The organism is Dyadobacter luteus, from assembly GCF_003383615.1.
In the GTDB taxonomy this organism is placed as follows: domain Bacteria; phylum Bacteroidota; class Bacteroidia; order Cytophagales; family Spirosomataceae; genus Dyadobacter; species Dyadobacter luteus.
Window position 1 is genome coordinate 1 of the sequence record NZ_QNUL01000003.1, and the last position, 17,332, is coordinate 17,332.

Here is a 17,332-nt window from a genome sequence, read left to right on the forward strand (position 1 = left end):
TTAAGTCGAAAATGGGCACCAATAGGGCATAGACCCATTGCACCAGTTAAAATCGGTTATGAGAACACGTACTTATATTTAACGGTTTGCCCTTTTACTGGAGAAGGTTTTGCAACATTTCTTCCTAAGCTTGACAGTAAATCCTTCCGCTGGTTTATTCAAAAAGTAGAAGAGAGTATCAGTAAAAAATCCCTTTTCATAGCTGACGGAGCGAAAGCCCACAAGGAGGAACTTTTCGATGCCAACAAATTGGTATTTAAGAAACTGCCGCCTGCTTGTCCTGAACTAAATCCTGTTGAAAGGTTTTTCAAGGAAGTACGGAAATATCTAAAAAACAAAGTTTTTGAAAGCCTTGAACTTCCTCAGCAAAAAATCCAAAAAGTGGTAGAGACCATTTCTTCATCAGTTGACAACATAATTTCACTTACCTGTTTTCCATATATTAAGAATACGTCCATTTAAATTGTAATTAGTATAATTAGATAAAAATATTTCTACAAAACTTCCGTAATATGGCTAATGGTTTAATTTTAAACCCATCTATATTTGTATCAAAAGCAGCACTTTCTAAAGAAGAAACTACATTGTTGCTTCCTGCATACAGAAACAATATTCTATCGCTATACACACATTATTAAATAATTCGGATCGCCAATAACTATACACACACCTGTCATCAATCGTTTAATCGGATAACAGATATCCGATTAAACGATATCCTCGAAGTAGATAAATTTGTCTTTACTCCGTTATCGAAATACAACGTGTTCACCATGGCATGTACCCAAAAGGTAAACGCCATGGTGAACACGTTCCTGAATCTCCGGACTTATTGATCGGATGTTTTCAATTCATTGGTGTATTCTTCTACTTTCTTATAAAGTTCTACCGTATTTTCAGCTCCCATCTTTTCCAGAATACGAGCTTTGTGCGTACTCACTGTCGAGAATTTCAAATTGAGCAGCTCAGCAATTTCTTTTGTCCATTTCCCCATGATCAAAAGATCCAAAACCTCTCTTTCCCGCGGCGTCAGCGACTCCATCGGATTGGGCAGTAAGGTTCTGTTATGGAGAAAATTGTCCAGTATCTGGGCCTGTACATGCGGTCTCAGATACTTTTTATTCTGTAACACTGTTCGAATTGCAGTTTCCGTTTCTTCGTCAGAGGCATTTTTCGGAAGATATCCATTCGCCCCCATAGAAATACAGTGAGGGGCATTGTGCAGCTCATCACGGCCACTACATACCAGAACCGGAGCTCCTGAAGACTGCTTGTGTAACACTTGTATCATTCCCGCGCCAGTACCACCCGGAATACTCAAATCAAGAATGATCATATCAAATCGATAATTCTCAGCCTGAGTCATTGCTTCCTTCAAAGTGCCTGCGTGGACTACAATGCACTCTCCGACAACTTTTCGAACAGTACCTTCCAAAGCTTTCCGGATAATCGGATGATCATCTAACAGTAATATGTTTTTCATGAGGGGAAAATTATTGAGGCTCAAAACTACTAGAGAAAGCAATGGTATCATCTCCAAATATTTCGATTTTATTTTCGATATGTCCCTTTGATTACCACGTAAAATTTCATGTCAAGCTCTTCGATTCTTCTCCATTTCTCCGAGAAGCCACATTTTCATTTTTTAAGTTTCTTTCCAAAGCTAGTAAGTCTGGGCACATTAATATACATATCAAAGTACTCGTTAACAAAATATTACCAAATCATATACCAGAAAAATAAGGCATTACTTGTTGTCTTCATCTGCTACTCGGACACCTCAATAACAAAAGTAGATACAGTTCTACAACTTCGCATATTCATCAATTTCACATCGTATTCTTTACACTATAAACAAATCATTACCTGGACTGGTACACACCATGAGTTGTATCATTTCAAACATTTAGTCATTGGATTCCTTACGAAATGCATTATCGTAATATTTCTGTTTTTAGTAAGCTATATGGCTAATAGTAGGAGTTTTCAGAAAAATACATTTGTACTGTAAACACACAAATCACTATAGCACTATGATACAATTTTCCTTCACTTCACCTCATTGTAACCGTCACCCGCAAGTAACATGTCTGCAACATTGCCGATCCGAAATGTTTCGTAGTCACCCTTAACTTTGCTCATCGGACAAGTTATAATTTCCCACAACCACTCATAACGCACAACAATATACGAAGATAATATCCTCATACCTTTTAAGTTGCGAGGTGGCATTCCCATAGCTACTTTTCCCGGTGTATCCTTTATTTCAGAGGGTGCATTTGGACAGAAAAACTACAGACCAATTTCAAGCTGTTGGTTCTGGCTACTTTATCGCATTACGTATACCAAATACCGTTACAAACAGTAAGATTCGCAATACATCTATAAACATAAACAGCAACAATGAACAAATTAAATCAGCTTTTAAGCGCAGGATTATTAGTATTTGCAGTATCAACTGCCCAGGCTCAGGTTAAGGTGGGTGACAATCCAGCTACAATCAATGCCAACTCTGCCCTGGAAATTGAAAGTGCAAACAAAGGGTTATTGTTTCCACGTCTGGAGCTGGTAGCACCCACAAACCCCTCGCCTCTGGCAGGACATGTAAAAGGTATGGTCATCTATAACACCAAAGCAGTGGCAGGACTCGAAGAAGGATTGTATGCCAATGATGGTACAAGATGGTCCCTATTGAATAATGAAAAAGTGTTTGCAAGCAACGTATTGGGAAGTAATGCACCTTCCGGTTCTTGTGCTGTAGGCACCCTATATACTGATACGTTATCTACCAGCAGTACAGTGGGTAGGCAATGGACGTGTAGTGGAGGAGCCTGGGTGAGCTACACTCCTGCTACCAGTACTCCTTTTTTTCTGGATGGCACAACCAATGATGCCGGAGGAAATAAATGGACTTCCATAACACGTTCGGGACCGGTACAGGTGAAATGGACAAACGGATCGCAATCTAACTCAACGAGTCTGGGAGGAGGTAACCTTATTCTCACCAGAGAAACCGATTGGGCAGGCGGATTTATTGATTTCAAAAGATCTCACGCAGATGCCACGCCTCGTGTCAGACTGGTGTATAATACACCTTGGGAAGCTTTTGCAATCAATCCCCAAGCCTCTTCAGATGAAGCCAATACTTTCTTTTTTAAAGATAATGGAAGGATGGGAATAGGTGTTGGTAATCCTGGTCATAAACTGGATATAAACGGAAACATCAGAGCTGTGCATGCTATATTTAGTGGAAATATTTCTGGTAACCATATTACTGCTACTGGAAACATCGGTGCGGCACATGCTTCTTTCAGTGGTAACCTTGTGGTGGAAGGTACTGCTTCTAAACCTGGTGGAGGAGCGTGGGCAGCTACCTCGGATAGAAGGGCTAAAGAGAACATCCATCCTTACAATAAGGGAATTAGTGAGCTGATGAAAATAAATACCGTGACTTTCCAGTACCAACCTCAGTTTGCACTTGGGAATAAAACGCACGTCGGAGTAATAGCTCAGGAAATAGAGGAAGTTTTACCGTCAGTAATTGTAGCAGCAAGTGATGCCAAACTTAAAGATTTTAAGCATGTGGATCCAAGCGAACTTACTTACCTATTGATCAATTCTGTAAAAGAACAGCAAAAAGAACTGGATCTTCATAAAGCGGAAATTGCTTCTCTTAAAACACTTTTGAATGAGAAACTGGCTAAACTAGAGAAACGTGCCAGCAAAAAAGAGAACAGGTTGGCTCGCAAGAACAATGCTAAATTGAATAACAAGTCACGCATTGCAATGAATCCCTGATTGAAATCAACTTCTGGTATTCTCAAATAAAAGAACAACTTTTGAAACCCCTTCTATCAGTCTGTCGGTATTATTGCCGGCAGACTTTTTTATTAACCAATTCAAGGAGTAAAGTAAAAACATTTTCCTACACAACTGGTAAGTAGAATTGAGCAATAACATTTCACTGTGCCGGGCTTATCCCCAACGTAAGATATTGATCATCAATACGCTCAACAGTAGAAACATTTCTATAACGCATAGCATATATAACGTACTTTTATCATCATACTAACTTTATTTTTATTGCGAAAATACAGTTCTAAACAAACTCAATAGTATTATGAAGCACATCGTCCTTGTAGAAAGTTACCCTATTGTCAGAGCTGGCATAGCCATGTTAATTACAGAAAGCATGTCGGAAACGTACCAGATACACACAGCAGACAGCATTGAAAAACCCTTCCCAAAAGATCCGGATATCATCATCTTGTCCGTAAATGCAGACGCCATAGCAGAGTTGGGAAAGAAAATAACTTTGTCAAAAATTAGATGCTCCAAAAGTAAACTAATTGTTTTCTGTGAAAATATGACATATACCGATATTTCTAATCTGATAGCATCAGGTGTATCCGGATTTGTATCAAAACGAAGTGAATTTGAACAACTGACCACATGTATTCGGGAAATCGAAATCAGAGAGTACTTCTTTTGTACTGAACTTATAGGCCTGATCATCTCCCGTTTTGTATCTCCTCAAAACGCAATCCTACCAGAAAAAAGGCACAAATTATCCTCACGTGAAATAGAAATAGCCAGCTATCTGGTTAAAGGCATGAAAACTTCTGACATAGCTGTGCAGCTGGACAGAAAGCCTACAACAGTGAGCACTATCAAAAACAATATTTTCAAAAAAATGAATGTAAATAATGTGATGGCACTCAATGAAGTGATGACAAAACTGCATCTGTAATAAAATGCTGAAGCAAAGTATCTTAATTTGAGTAGATTATGTAAGTGAAAATATACTCGACAAGTATTTTACTGAATCGAGTATATTTATTTTCTGTACGAGAGAACCTGAGTCGCGTGCCCATGTAAATTCTTCAAACAATAAATCTATTCCATGTAATCACTGAAAATAAGGTGAACATGTGCTCCGTTATTATTCTCTGCATACAACCCGACATGCAAAATTTCTGAAATCTCTTTGATTATCAACAGCCCTAATCCACTATATTCCTGCGGCACATTCTGGGATACATGTGGTGGTTGGTTGAGCCACTGAATAACGCTATCGGGAAATCCCTGTCCCGGATTAGAGAAAATAAGGTGTATCCCCCCCTCACCCAATTCAGTTTTTACACGCACATCATAATGTTCATAGGAATGCTTTAGGGCATTATCGATCAAATTATGAACCATAATCCCCAACAGCTGTGGGGAGGTGGCTATTTCCAGTTCCACAGGCACCTCGTTATGAAAAGAAATACCCCGTTGGGAAAGAACATTTTTAAAAATCCGGACTTTATCTTCAATCAGTTTGTGTACCAGAACAGGTCGGGCGTTTGTATGTAATCCATAAATTTGACTTTTACTAAAGGTCACAAGGTTTTCAACAAAAGTGTAAATCTGCCGCGCTGAGCTACTCACTTCCTTAAGAAATTTCCGTGCCCCTTCATTGTCTTCACCTCGTATCATGTCGCCTGCCATGTCGGAAGCTTTTGCAAAATAGTGAATAGGCGTGCTTACATCATGGCTAATGGATGCCACCAAACGGGATTGCAACTGCATCTGCCGACTGAGTTCTTTTTCGGAAGTCTGAAGAGAATCCAGCGCTTCCTGCAAATTCCGTGTGCGTTCGGCAACATGCCTTTCCAATTGCTCGTTTCTTGCAAGAAGTCTGCGCGTGCGTATGTAAAACAGGGCATACACCAACCCAAGAACAAAAACTGCCAGCGCTATCCGAAACCAAAGCATTTCATACCAGTGCAGCGGTACCGACACAGCCAGCTTTTGTATACTATACTTGTTAAAGCCAAAACCATCCGTTTTCCTAACCCAAAGGGTGTACTCTCCCGAAGCAATTTCCGTAAACCTGGCAATAGGTTTCCCTTCTTCTACCGGCAACCATTCGCTATCAGCAGGTTTTTCAGTTCCAACTTTCAACACATATGAAATATGCAAATTCTCAGGATTCCCAAAGTAAGCTGTATTGAGATGAAAGCTGATATTCCGCGGATTTAACGACAATTTTACACGGTCACCGGTGATTTGCCTGAGGACATTGTGCTCTTCAACAAAATCTATCACCAATGGACGGTCGGGAAGAACCGGCGTGACATACTCGGGCTCGAATAGCACCAAACCCATCAGTGAAGGCAGTGAAACAAAACCGTTCTTCAGCCGCACTGCACAGGGAGAGCATCCACCATTGAACTCATTCGTGTTAAATCCTTCTTCTTTTGTATGATACAGATAAAACAAGTCAGTTGATTTTCCACGCTGTACACGCTTTACATAGTTGTACAGATCCTCCACTTTCGCCTGAAAAAGACCCCGGTTTGTCGTGATCCAAAAATAGCCGTTGCGATCTTCCACGATACAATGCGCTGCAGCAAGGTATCTGTTCGCATCAAGAGGAAATTGGGTCAACCTTTTGCCATCATAGTAAAAGAAGCCATGATGGAAGGTTGTGAAAAAGAGCTCGTCTCCTTTTCCTCTCAAGTAAAGACTTCTGACAAAAAGATTTTCTGTACCTGGCACTAACTCCCTTACTCGGGTAAGTAAATTAAAACGATAAAGTCCCTTCTCTGTACCCAATACTAAATGAGAGGAATCCGTTTGCTGTATACACACCACGTCCTTCATATCGGCAGGATTATAGAATGACCTTACTTCTTTTGAATTGAGTGAAAGACTGAAGAGCCCCCTTCCTTTAGACCCTACCAGAATCTCGCCATTCCAACTTTCAAAGAGTGTTGTTATATTATCTACGGCAATTTTATGTAGGACCTTATTGCCATCGGAGGAGTAAATGACTACAAAGCGCTCCTCAGCAATCCACATCCTGCCTAACTTATCGCGCAAAGCGTAGCGTGCTGATGTAGCATTGACATCGTGCACAACTCCTGCGGTTTGCCTTTCCTCCAGAAGATTTCCACCTGATTTACGAATGCCAACTACTCTTCCACCAGGCAACAAAACCGTATTACTGTCCATAGAGATCTGGCTATAAGTAACATTTTTATCATCATCCTTGCTTAGGACCAGACTTAAAAAATTTTGCTTTTTTATTACCGTAAGACCCCTTGTTCTACTTCCCACCAACAAATTTCCCGACCTCTCTTCGTAGTAAACACTTGTAATACCGTTTGTCTTAAACGAAAAGCTCTCCAACAATAGCTCTGTATTCCATGTTCCCTCTTTGCCAATTTTCAAATAATAGAATCTGTCCTCTATTAGTAAAAAAGCCTGTTGATTTAACGTATTTGCAAAAAGTTCATGTTTGTAATTACCTTTTTCCCATTCTTTATCATACAGCACATCCCCAAAAATCTTCATAGGCTCAAAAGCTCTCTGCGCGCATTCAGCTACAGTCCCGTCTTCGGTCAAATAATAAAGTTGTCCATCTAATACGAAAAAGTTTTTAAAATTCGGAAAGTTATGACTCTTGACCCACTGCAACTTAAAATCAGAATAAAACTTAATATGGTTGGCTGTGACTATATATGCGCAACCCTTACAACCCGAAACGGAATAATGAAGTGTCTCTAAAAAATTTATACGTTTAAGCATCCCTTCAGAAATATCCTGGGCTAAGTCTATTGTTAGCACATTGAATCCCATCAGAGCCATCATCTCCTGTACTTTGTAAGCCTGGTCGAGCACTGCTCTTCCATTCTCAATACGAACAGACGCATTATCTGGGTGGTAAGTATTTATTTTATTACTATTTCCTAATAAATCTGGCAGGAATTTTTGTCCACGATCCATCCCATCCTTGAAAAATTGACTCATACTAACAATTCTCTGCCCGTCAAATCTGGCAAGCCCACTTTCAGTCTGTAGCCAGATAAAACCAAGATTATCAGCCACCATACTTTTTACACTATTTTGAGGAAGCCCATTTTCATCAGTAAAATTCCGTATTGTGTATTTGTTTTTGACAGGTTGTCCGGAAGCTGTAACAGAGGTAATAAACATGACCATGATTATGTGGAGCCATGTTCTGGGGATATGCAACAAAAGCAATTTTAGTGTGGGTTTGGGTAAATATATATACAATAGGGCTATTATTAGCTATACCGTTGAATAATAAAAATACTACAAAATGCCGGGTTTGACTATTGAACAAAAGAAAACTTATTCGCTTTCAATGAATAGCTATCTATAAAATACTGAACTACAAAATATTGGCAACAACTACTATAATTCGAATATCCGCTACAGCATTGTATGCTAAAAGGGTGAATATTGGCAATTGGTTTTTACAGAACGATGAATATGCAAAAAAGTCCTTCAGAGACCTGTGGTAAGGTGCTGTTACTATCCCCTAAAATCGGGCATAGTAACACCTGTTTCAAATAGCCTCCGTATTTACACGGGCATTGCGTGTTGAAGTAAACAACAACCTCCACAAAACTTACCTCCCGCAGATACCCGTAAAATCACAAAACGCGCATGTATTAAGCTCGTTGGTTTTAGCGAAAGGAATATCCGGATCCAGCATATCATTGAGAATGTCGGTTAATATCCTTTCAGATTCTTCCAAAAACTGTGCAGGGTTCACTCCATCTGTCAATTCTAGCGGGTTGACAATGGCATTTTTTGGGTCCCGGAAAGAATAGAATCCTGATTTTACCAGATGTTGACCGAAGTCATAAACGGTGTCCTGGAGTTTCAGCCCCTGTTCTTCCCGCATTTTGCGGTACATCAGATACTCATAAAGCCATAGCTGACGCACATAACCCATTTTTTTGTCGCCATCCGTTTTCATCATTTCATCTCTCAGCAGCGGATCGGCCAGTTTGGTTTTGGCTGAAAGCTCAACGCTGCCGGTTTTGTAATCCATGACAAACAAGGTTCCTGCATCATCGCGCTCAATCCTGTCAATTTTTCCTCCGATGTTCACAGGCGTGTATTGCCCTTGTAGGACAAGATTGATACTGGTGCGAAGAGCTTGTTCCGCTGCCAGAATTTTCCGCCTTGGCTTCTGTTCCATCTGATGTTTGAGAAAGGTCAGGATTTGCTGTTCCCCGATCTGGAAATAAATTCTGTTTAGCCCCATATCTGTCACGTAGCCGCTGTATAGCCGGTTGAATTCTTCCCGGAGAATAGCTTTAATCTGCTCTTCCGAAGGATCATTTCCAGAGAGAAAAAATTCGTTATCCATCCGCTCCAGACAGCTATGCAGCCAAATCCCTATTTTATCCATTCCCAGCTCTTCTTCCACCTCTTCCTTTTCCTGAACACCCACGATATGTTTCAGATAAAACTGCATTGAGCAGCGGATGAACTCGTTCAGGTGTGTAGGATAAATGCCTTTCCCGGACAGATACCCCCGGATCGCAGCCAGCATTTCATCGTTTTTGACGACTACTTCTTCAGGTTCAGTGTAGTTGCCGGATTCAAAAACAACTGTCTTATTTTCGATCCTGATCAGCGGGTTGTACCCGGTCAGTTCATATTCCAGCTGCCGGATGAACCTGCTTTTTTCCCCTCCACCGGGGGCATCATTGGTGCTGGTATAAAGCATGTGAACCTCAGACGCACGTTGTATCAGATGGTAAAAATGGTAGGACATCACAGCCTCTTGGTGCTGGTAGGTGGGCAGTCCCACTGCCTGAGCAGCATCAAAAGGGATGAGCGAATTTTGTTTTTTTGCCTGCGGAGTAATCCCCTCGTTTACAGACAGAACAATAACTCGCTCAAAATCCAGAGCACGGGTCTCTAGCATTCCCAGAATTTGTAAATCGCTGATCGGCTCCCCGCTGAAAGGTATGCGGGTTTGTCTGATCAGCTCGAACATAAACGAACGAAGCGTTTTCAGATTGATCAGCTCACTGCGTTCTGCCAGGGTTTGCTCGAACTGTTTGAGCAAAGTATAAAACAGATACAGATACTCGGTTTCCAGTGCATTTTTGTAATCTTTATATACATCCCTTAGCAGATTGATCAGCTGATAAAATGCGTCCAGTATGGCTATAGGATTGTTTTTATCCCAACGGGTAAACAGTATCTTAAACAAAGGGTGATGATCGCCAAGTGCTATGAGTTCATCTGCGCTCAGGTAGACGATATTTTTATCTGTAATCTCGTTGAGTGTCCTTTGAATTATGGTTTGACCGTCGCTCTCAGGTTTGAGCATTACGTATTCAAAATGCCGGATGAAGGGGTGGTTCAATACCTTTCCAACAGACTTATGCCCGAATTTGGGAATCCTTACAATCTGACCACTTCGGTTTTTGAACTCCACAACATTCTGCTGCAGTTCAAACAGACTGTCAATCAACGTATACAAGAGGGAACTTCTCAATGATAGTCCCATGGTAATGTTCAGATCCGTTACCTGCTCATCCAGCGAATACAACATGGGCAAAAGCAGGTTCTCATCTGCCAATACGATCGCTGTGAGCACCGGTCTCTCAGGATCTTCATTCTGGCGCATGGTTTGATACAACTGTCCGGCTACCTTGGCCTGAAGGGTTGCATTAGGAACGCCATACAGGGTAATATTTTTGGCAGAAGTTAAAAGATGGTCGGTCATCTGGTTCCATTCTTTTCCAAACCGTTTGTCTTTCTGGTATTCCCGGAGACTTTTTCCAGCCTCTACGCCTGTATTCTCCTGCATGTAATAGCGGTCGGTATCCCAGATGGCCTCTGCCTTTTCCGCTTTCACGAGTGCTGTTACAATTCGTTTCTCTGCCTCTGTGAATGCATTAAAACCTGCGAAATAGATGCGTTCGTGGGTAGAGTCTGCCACCAATAACGTATCCACATGCTCAGCAAGATGCCGGTAGGCCATGCCACGGTAAGCCTTATTTCTGTTGGAAAGCCGTGCTCTGAACGATGCATATATTTTTTTGATATTTTCAAACAGCGAAAAATACTGCCCCGTACCACTGGTTTCCGGTAATGTTCTACCAGAAGGCAGGTTTTGTTGCCATCGGTCTATCGCTCTTGCTTCAGACAAATAATCGAAGAGATAGTCTGTGTTTACCAGATACTGATCCACCTTATCAAGATCAGAAAGCAGCACGGATGCCCAACCCATGAACCTGTCAAAGTCAATGGTCGGATCTATTTCCTTAAAGGTTTCGTAAAGCTCGAAAAGAAGGTGTACTGAATCCTCAATCCGAAGCGTACAGATACTTTCAACGAAATCATCCACTGCTAAAACCGTAGGGCTCATTACAGGTTCTTTGGCTGCATTGGCCAACTCCTGCATCACAAAGAAGGCCGCTCTTCTCGTAGGCAAAACAATGGTTACACCGGAGAGATCAGCCGGATGATTTTTGTAAATATGTGCCGCTACGTGTTGAAGAAAAGTTTGCATTACAGCTCGCTGTTGGTAAATGATCAGGCGAAATTAAGGGAATGAGAGCTATGAAAATAATCAGTGCATACGATCTGCCCGCGGCCCCAGTGTCTTCATAATTTCTGCTTCCTGAAAAAGAAGTTCCTTCCAGCGGGTTCTTACCATATCTTGAGGGATATATTGTTCTGCCAGTTCAATAAAAGTACGGTAATGCCCCGCTTCGGAAATCATGAGCTCACGGTAGAATTTTTGCAGGTGCTCGTCGTCCAGCGATTCGGATAGTAATTTAAAACGTTCACAGCTGCGGGCTTCTATCAGTGCGCAGATCAATAGTTTATCAAGTAATGCTTCTTCATAATCACCTTTATTGCGTACCAGTTTCATTAGCTGACCTACGTACTCGTCTTTTCGCTGTCTTCCGAGAGGGATATTTCGTTTTTTCAGTTCCTTTAAAACCCTTTGGAAATGTCCCCATTCTTCCGCTACAATGGGTGTGAGCGTTTCAACAATACTGGTTTTCTCCGGATAATGAACGATTAGTGAAATGCAGCTCGATGCCGCCTTCTGTTCGCAATAAGCATGATCAATCAAAATATCGCCGATCTGCATCGCAGCTATATCAACCCATCTGGGGTCAGTCGGGAGTTCGAGACCGAGTGTGGTTAAAGACATTATTCAGTAAGGATTTATTTGAATCCATGGCATGCGTGAACCATGAAAGTTGTGGTTTAATCAAACAACGGCCACAACACACCGAAGGAGAATGCTCTGCCTTGCCCCATATAAGTAGGCGTGATGTAATAGCCTGCCGGCGCAGCACCCCAAAGATTCATATTTACGTACGACATCTGGAAGAATAATCTCACGCGGCTGATACGGATGTTTGCAAATGCGTCAGTAATAACCCGGCCTTGTACCTGTGTTGTATTCTGCCTGTGAAATTGCTGCGTAACCGGCATATAAGCATCTGCGAAATAGGTAGAGCGGTACCGTGCAGCAAGTCCAAGTTGGATATGAAGTACCTTGGCGTACACAAAATCGTAGGTAACCTCTCCACTTGCAAATAGGTTTGGCACCTTGAAAATGTCGCTGTTATCAGTTCCTGAGAAATAGGCCATACCTGCAAAGTTCCATCGTTTGAAATGACTTGCAGTGGTAGCACCTATCCGATAAAGACCAAATCGGCCATTGTATTGTGTCGGCAAGGCCAATGTATCGTAGTAGATATAGTCCACGATCTGGTGTATATAGGCATCAGCAGTAAAGTCGATTTTTTTTGATTTGACAGGTGCTGAGCCATAGAAGGTCAGTACCTTTTGACCGTTAAAATTATTTCTCCAGTCAAAATGGTTGCCCAGATAGCGTTGCGTAAGAAGGTCGGGTGCCGTCTGGATAATCTGAACTCCGGCTTTGCCCCATTTGGTACTAAGTTCTCCTTTAAGATTGTACTCAAAATTGACAGACAAATTCAATTCTGCTTCAGCCGTCAGATGTTGAGCAGAATCCTTAAGATAGTAAGCCAGCCAGGCACCAACGATATTGTCAAAACGAAGACCGGTACGGTAGGTGGCATATGGGCGTCCACTTGTGTTGAAATCCTGTCCCTTTGCGTTCATTCCATACAAACGAGGACGGTAATACGCCCTGTAGTTAAAACCCGAAAGGTAACCTTTGAAGCCTAACTTGGTATCCAGAAGCTTGTAATAAATGTCCTGTCTGGTGGTGGTTGTATCAAATTTAACCGTTTTGTAAATGCCATTGGTGATGCCCTGCGCTATATCCCGATCCGTATAACGGTTGATGACGCTTGAATACTCTCCCTGCTGGAAAAGCTGAAAACCATTGGCAAGCTTGTATTGCTGGTACACGTGAAAGACATGACGTCGTTCCCATGAATTGGCGTTATCGCTTATTCTTGCAGGGCCATCGTAGGGGTAAGGATCAATCTGCCCGGTGACCGCATCAGTAGTGAGCATAACACCTCCCTGTTCCCGCACTTTCTGATTCAAATGGCGGTAATGGGCCAGCAAAAGGTATTTTTTGTCTTTGGAGAAAAAGCTGGTATGCATCAGCATAGTCCAGTTCTGGCCCAAAAATGCGCCGGAACTGATGGTATTATAACTTCCGTATTGCTTGTTAGATGTAAATCTTTCAAAATTCAGACCGAAGTTGAACCGGGAGTGGGCATTTTGCGAATAACCGAACTTTCCAAGTGAGGTTTGCTTGCCGCCATTGATATAGGATAGATACGTATGTTGAGACTTGGTATCAATATATTGTACCTCTTCCGCTTTGATTGCATAGGTATCATAAGCACGCATTCCGAGTTGCGTACCGATATCTTGCCGTGGCTGGAAAAATATACTTCTCGAAGCTGTCAGTGCATTGCCCAGGTCAACAAGTTTTCCCCAGGACTTATCAATGGGAGACCAGCGGTGAAAGTTGGTAAGCGAAGTGTCGACCAGATAACGCACTGAATCCCGGTTGTTCAGGATATCATTTTCAAAGTAATGCAGCGTGGTTTTCGGGCCATAAATGTTCTTGGTACTATCATCCAGAACTGCTCCTCCGCCACCTCCACTGCCAAGGCCACCTCCTCCGCTACCGCCGGGCATTTTGATACCGGCCGGCAAATTTACCTGAGCCGATGCTTGTTGCTGCCAAAAAACGATGCTGATAAGGAATAGTGTAATACTAAAAGCAATTCTCATAAACGAAACTATAATACGCCGTTTTTAAAGGATATTCTGGATTTTTTGCCGTATCCAGAGATCAAAGTTGCTGGTTTCATTTTTAAAATCTACGACAATGGGTATATAAACAAATTGAGCTGTAACACCTGCTTCTTCCACTAATGGTTTTAGCTTGACCATATCCTTTTCGGTTGTAACTACAAAAGTATCGTTTTTTAAGTACTTAATCAGTCCTTTCAGATCGTCGGTGCTGTAATTATGGTGATCAGGATAAATAATTTCCTCTATAACGTTACAATGCTGCCCGACATGTGCGGTAAACGTAGCTGGATTTGCGATGCCGGCCACCAGTTTAACATTATTTAACTTAACCCGACTTCCGTCATAACAAACAGCCTCGCCATACCGGATGAAAGAGAAAAAGACAGGCGTTCCGTTTTTGCCGTAGCGACGGATTTTTGTGATAATCTGTATTTTTTCTTCTTCTGTCAGAGTGGACGGACATTTGGTAACAATAATGGCATCAGCTCTCTTGGCTCCGCTTCTTGTTTCGCGAAGGCGTCCGGCAGGGAAGGGAAGATCTTTGTAGAATGGCCGGGCATAGTCTGTCAATACCAGTTTCAGATCTTGAATAATGGCCCGGTGCTGGAAGGCGTCATCGAGCAACAGCAGTTTTACATCAGGCTTCAGGGAAGCAATTTCTCTTGCTCCAATCACCCGTTTCTCACAGACTGCCACTGTGACAGAATCTCCGAATTTTTCAAAATACTGTAAGGGCTCATCACCAATATCTTCGGCGGTCAGCTTCGGTTGAGCCAGTACAAAACCCTTTGTTTTTCTCCCATATCCTCTGCTCAGGATAGCTGTAGCATATTTTGCTGACAGCAACCGTACAAGATACTCTGTCATAGGGGTTTTGCCTGTTCCTCCAACAGTGATGTTACCGACAGAAAGAGTGAATTGGGAAGGCCTTTCAGAACGCAGCACCTGTGTGTCGTATAGCAGATTTCGGATACTGGTAATCAAACCGTATAGCCAGGAAAGAGGTGTCAATATGACTTTAATCCAATTGCGTTCTATCATCTTATCTGCATAATTACGTATTTTTTGGCTAATATTGCAGCCCTGAAAAAACTGACACCAGAAATCATGCCGTTAAAAATCGTCTTTACACCTCATACGCTGCGCTTTAAAAAGCAGGCAGGAACATCGCGTGGGGTGATGACGGAGCGGAAATCATGGCTTGTACGTGTTACGGATACAGAACGGCCTGGCGTTGAAGGTTACGGGGAGTGCGGGCCGTTGCCGGGATTAAGTGTCGACGATCTGCCTGATTTTGAGAATCAGCTGGCTGATGTCTGCTCTCTTTTCAACGAGCTGGATTTAGAAGTATTTCCTTTCAATCTTTCTATCATCCTTCAGCAGGTTATCCCTGAACATCTGCCTTCTGTCAGATTTGGAATAGAAACTGCCTTGCTGGATTATATGAATGGTGGCAACAGAATCATTTATCACAGCCCATTCATCAGTGATCAGAAAGGCATTCTGATGAACGGGTTGATCTGGATGGGGGATTATGATTCTATGCAACAGCAGGTGCAGCAAAAACTGGAACAAGGGTTTGCCACTTTAAAAATGAAGGTAGGCGCTATAGATTTCCAACAGGAGCTGCAGGTACTTGCTTCGGTGAGAAAGCAGTTTTCGGCTTCGGAAATCACATTGCGTGTAGATGCTAACGGTGCATTTAATGCAGAAAACGTGGATACTAAACTGGAAGCACTTGCCCGGTTTGACCTGCATTCAATTGAACAACCTGTGAAAGCAGGGCAACATGAACTTATGGCACAGATTTGTGCAAGCTCGCCAGTGCCGGTTGCGTTGGACGAGGAGTTGATTGGAATATTTGACTACAGAGAGAAATTCGCACTGTTAAAGAAAATTCAACCTACCTATATCATTTTGAAACCCGGATTATTGGGCGGTTTTCGGCAAACGAAAGAATGGATTGAGATTGCAGACAGGCTGAAGATCGGATGGTGGATTACCTCTGCGCTGGAATCCAATATTGGTCTGAACGCGATTGCACAGTTCACTTCGCAGTTTCACAATGAGCTGCCCCAGGGGCTAGGCACGGGGCAGCTGTATCATAATAATTTTGAATCTCCGCTTTATATCAGGGACGGTCATTTGTTTTATGATCTGAACAAGGAATGGGAGTTGCCCTCGTTTTGAGTCGGATGTTAGCACCTCGTTACCGGTCTGAATGCATTTTTGCAGCCTGAACGGGTAATCAACTTACGACCGTCTGTCACCGTTCAGACCGCCGAAATGGCGTTCAGACCGGAGCCCACTCCACACCTTTGCGTAGCCATTCGATAGTAGCCGCTTCCTTAGATCCTTCTTCCAGGATCAGATTATACTCCCAGTTGGCCTGCGGAGGCAGACTCATCAGTATGGATTCGGTGCGACCATTTGTTTCCAGTCCGAATTTGGTGCCTCTGTCCCAGACCAGATTGAACTCGACATAACGTCCTCTTCGCAGATATTGCCAGTCTTTTTCCAGTTGTGTAAAAGGGATGTCGCGATATCTGTCCATGAGTGTTGTGTATATGGGCGCAAAGCTTTCACCTACTTCCTTCACAAAAGCAAAAAGCTGTTCTTTTGATAAACCCTGCCCATTTCCCTGCTGATCTGGTTTCAGATAATCAAAGAAAATTCCTCCCACACCACGCGTTTCGTTGCGGTGTTGTATGAAAAAGTAATCGTCGGCCCAGGTTTTGAAAGTTGGGTAGAAGGCAGCATGGTGTTTGTCACAAACGGTTTTCAGATGCTGGTGAAATGCCCTTGCATCATCTTCAACTACGTAATGAGGAGTAAGGTCAATTCCTCCGCCAAACCAGCACGTTCCGTTACTCAGCTCAAAATACCGCACGTTCATATGAATGATGGGTACGTGGGGATTGCCAGGATGCATCACAATCGAAATACCGGTTGCAGTAAACTGAAAGTCATCGTTTTCTCCCAGGTTCATTTGCTGGCGAAGGCGCGGATGTACTTCTCCACGTACACTTGAAAAGTTGACACCTCCTTTTTCCAACACACTACCGTGCTGTATCAAACGGGTTCTGCCGCCTCCGCCTGAATGATGCTCCCAGGCATCTTCTTTAAATTTGCCCCCCCCGTCGGTTTCTTCAATCGCTGCACAAATGTTGTCCTGTAAACCCTTAAAAAATGACTCTATATCTTCAATATTCATATGCTGGTTCTTATGTTACCGGGCAAAAATACGAGGATAAACAGGAAACAGTAGTCAAATTAGGGA

General features: G+C 42.5%; 12 protein-coding genes. 4 read left to right on the plus strand and 8 right to left on the minus strand.

What is annotated here, in order from left to right; genetic code table 11:
* On the plus strand, positions 1-462 hold a 462-nt coding region (locus DSL64_RS05145; protein ID WP_199539332.1), incomplete at its 5' end, for a transposase.
* Positions 463-829: 367 nt separating this feature from the next.
* Here the strand turns inward: DSL64_RS05145 and DSL64_RS05150 are convergent.
* Complete coding sequence (locus tag DSL64_RS05150; RefSeq protein ID WP_158547878.1) at positions 830-1,483, minus strand: response regulator; 654 nt, start codon at positions 1,481-1,483, stop codon at positions 830-832.
* A gap of 566 nt (positions 1,484-2,049) precedes the next feature.
* On the minus strand, positions 2,050-2,208 hold the full coding sequence (locus tag DSL64_RS28920; protein WP_158547879.1) for a hypothetical protein: 159 nt from the start codon (positions 2,206-2,208) through the stop codon (positions 2,050-2,052).
* Between the two features lie 195 nt (positions 2,209-2,403).
* Between DSL64_RS28920 and DSL64_RS05160 the strand changes: the two genes are divergently transcribed.
* Together DSL64_RS05160 and DSL64_RS05165 are read left to right on the plus strand one after the other, a co-directional pair.
* The gene (locus tag DSL64_RS05160; protein ID WP_115829603.1) at positions 2,404-3,798 is read left to right on the plus strand and encodes a tail fiber domain-containing protein; all 1,395 of its coding nucleotides are present in this window, start codon (positions 2,404-2,406) and stop codon (positions 3,796-3,798) included.
* Positions 3,799-4,120: 322 nt separating this feature from the next.
* Positions 4,121-4,750, plus strand: coding sequence for a helix-turn-helix transcriptional regulator (locus tag DSL64_RS05165; protein ID WP_115829604.1), 630 nt, complete (start codon positions 4,121-4,123; stop codon positions 4,748-4,750).
* Between the two features lie 146 nt (positions 4,751-4,896).
* Here the strand turns inward: DSL64_RS05165 and DSL64_RS05170 are convergent, their stop codons facing one another.
* The 5 genes from DSL64_RS05170 to lpxK form a co-directional block, all read right to left on the minus strand.
* A complete protein-coding gene (locus DSL64_RS05170; protein ID WP_158547880.1) occupies positions 4,897-7,983 on the minus strand; it encodes a sensor histidine kinase in 3,087 nt (1,028 codons plus the stop codon).
* Positions 7,984-8,422: 439 nt separating this feature from the next.
* Positions 8,423-11,335, minus strand: a complete 2,913-nt coding sequence (locus tag DSL64_RS05175; protein WP_115829606.1) for a PD-(D/E)XK nuclease family protein — start codon at positions 11,333-11,335, stop codon at positions 8,423-8,425.
* A 60-nt stretch (positions 11,336-11,395) separates the two neighbouring features.
* The gene (locus DSL64_RS05180) at positions 11,396-11,989 is read right to left on the minus strand and encodes a MiaE family protein (protein ID WP_115829607.1); all 594 of its coding nucleotides are present in this window, start codon (positions 11,987-11,989) and stop codon (positions 11,396-11,398) included.
* Between the two features lie 56 nt (positions 11,990-12,045).
* Positions 12,046-14,028, minus strand: coding sequence for a putative porin (locus DSL64_RS05185; RefSeq protein WP_115829608.1), 1,983 nt, complete (start codon positions 14,026-14,028; stop codon positions 12,046-12,048).
* Between the two features lie 24 nt (positions 14,029-14,052).
* On the minus strand, positions 14,053-15,093 hold the full coding sequence (gene lpxK / locus DSL64_RS05190) for a tetraacyldisaccharide 4'-kinase (protein WP_115829609.1): 1,041 nt from the start codon (positions 15,091-15,093) through the stop codon (positions 14,053-14,055).
* Between the two features lie 66 nt (positions 15,094-15,159).
* On the opposite strand from lpxK, the gene menC reads away from it, so the two are divergent.
* Positions 15,160-16,242 (plus strand): o-succinylbenzoate synthase, encoded by a 1,083-nt coding sequence (menC, locus tag DSL64_RS05195; RefSeq protein WP_115829893.1) that lies wholly within the window; start codon positions 15,160-15,162, stop codon positions 16,240-16,242.
* Between the two features lie 103 nt (positions 16,243-16,345).
* Here menC and hemF read toward each other — a convergent pair whose 3' ends face one another.
* Positions 16,346-17,266: an oxygen-dependent coproporphyrinogen oxidase gene (gene hemF / locus DSL64_RS05200; RefSeq protein WP_115829610.1), complete on the minus strand. Its 921-nt coding sequence runs from the start codon at positions 17,264-17,266 to the stop codon at positions 16,346-16,348.
* Positions 17,267-17,332 lie beyond the last annotated feature (66 nt).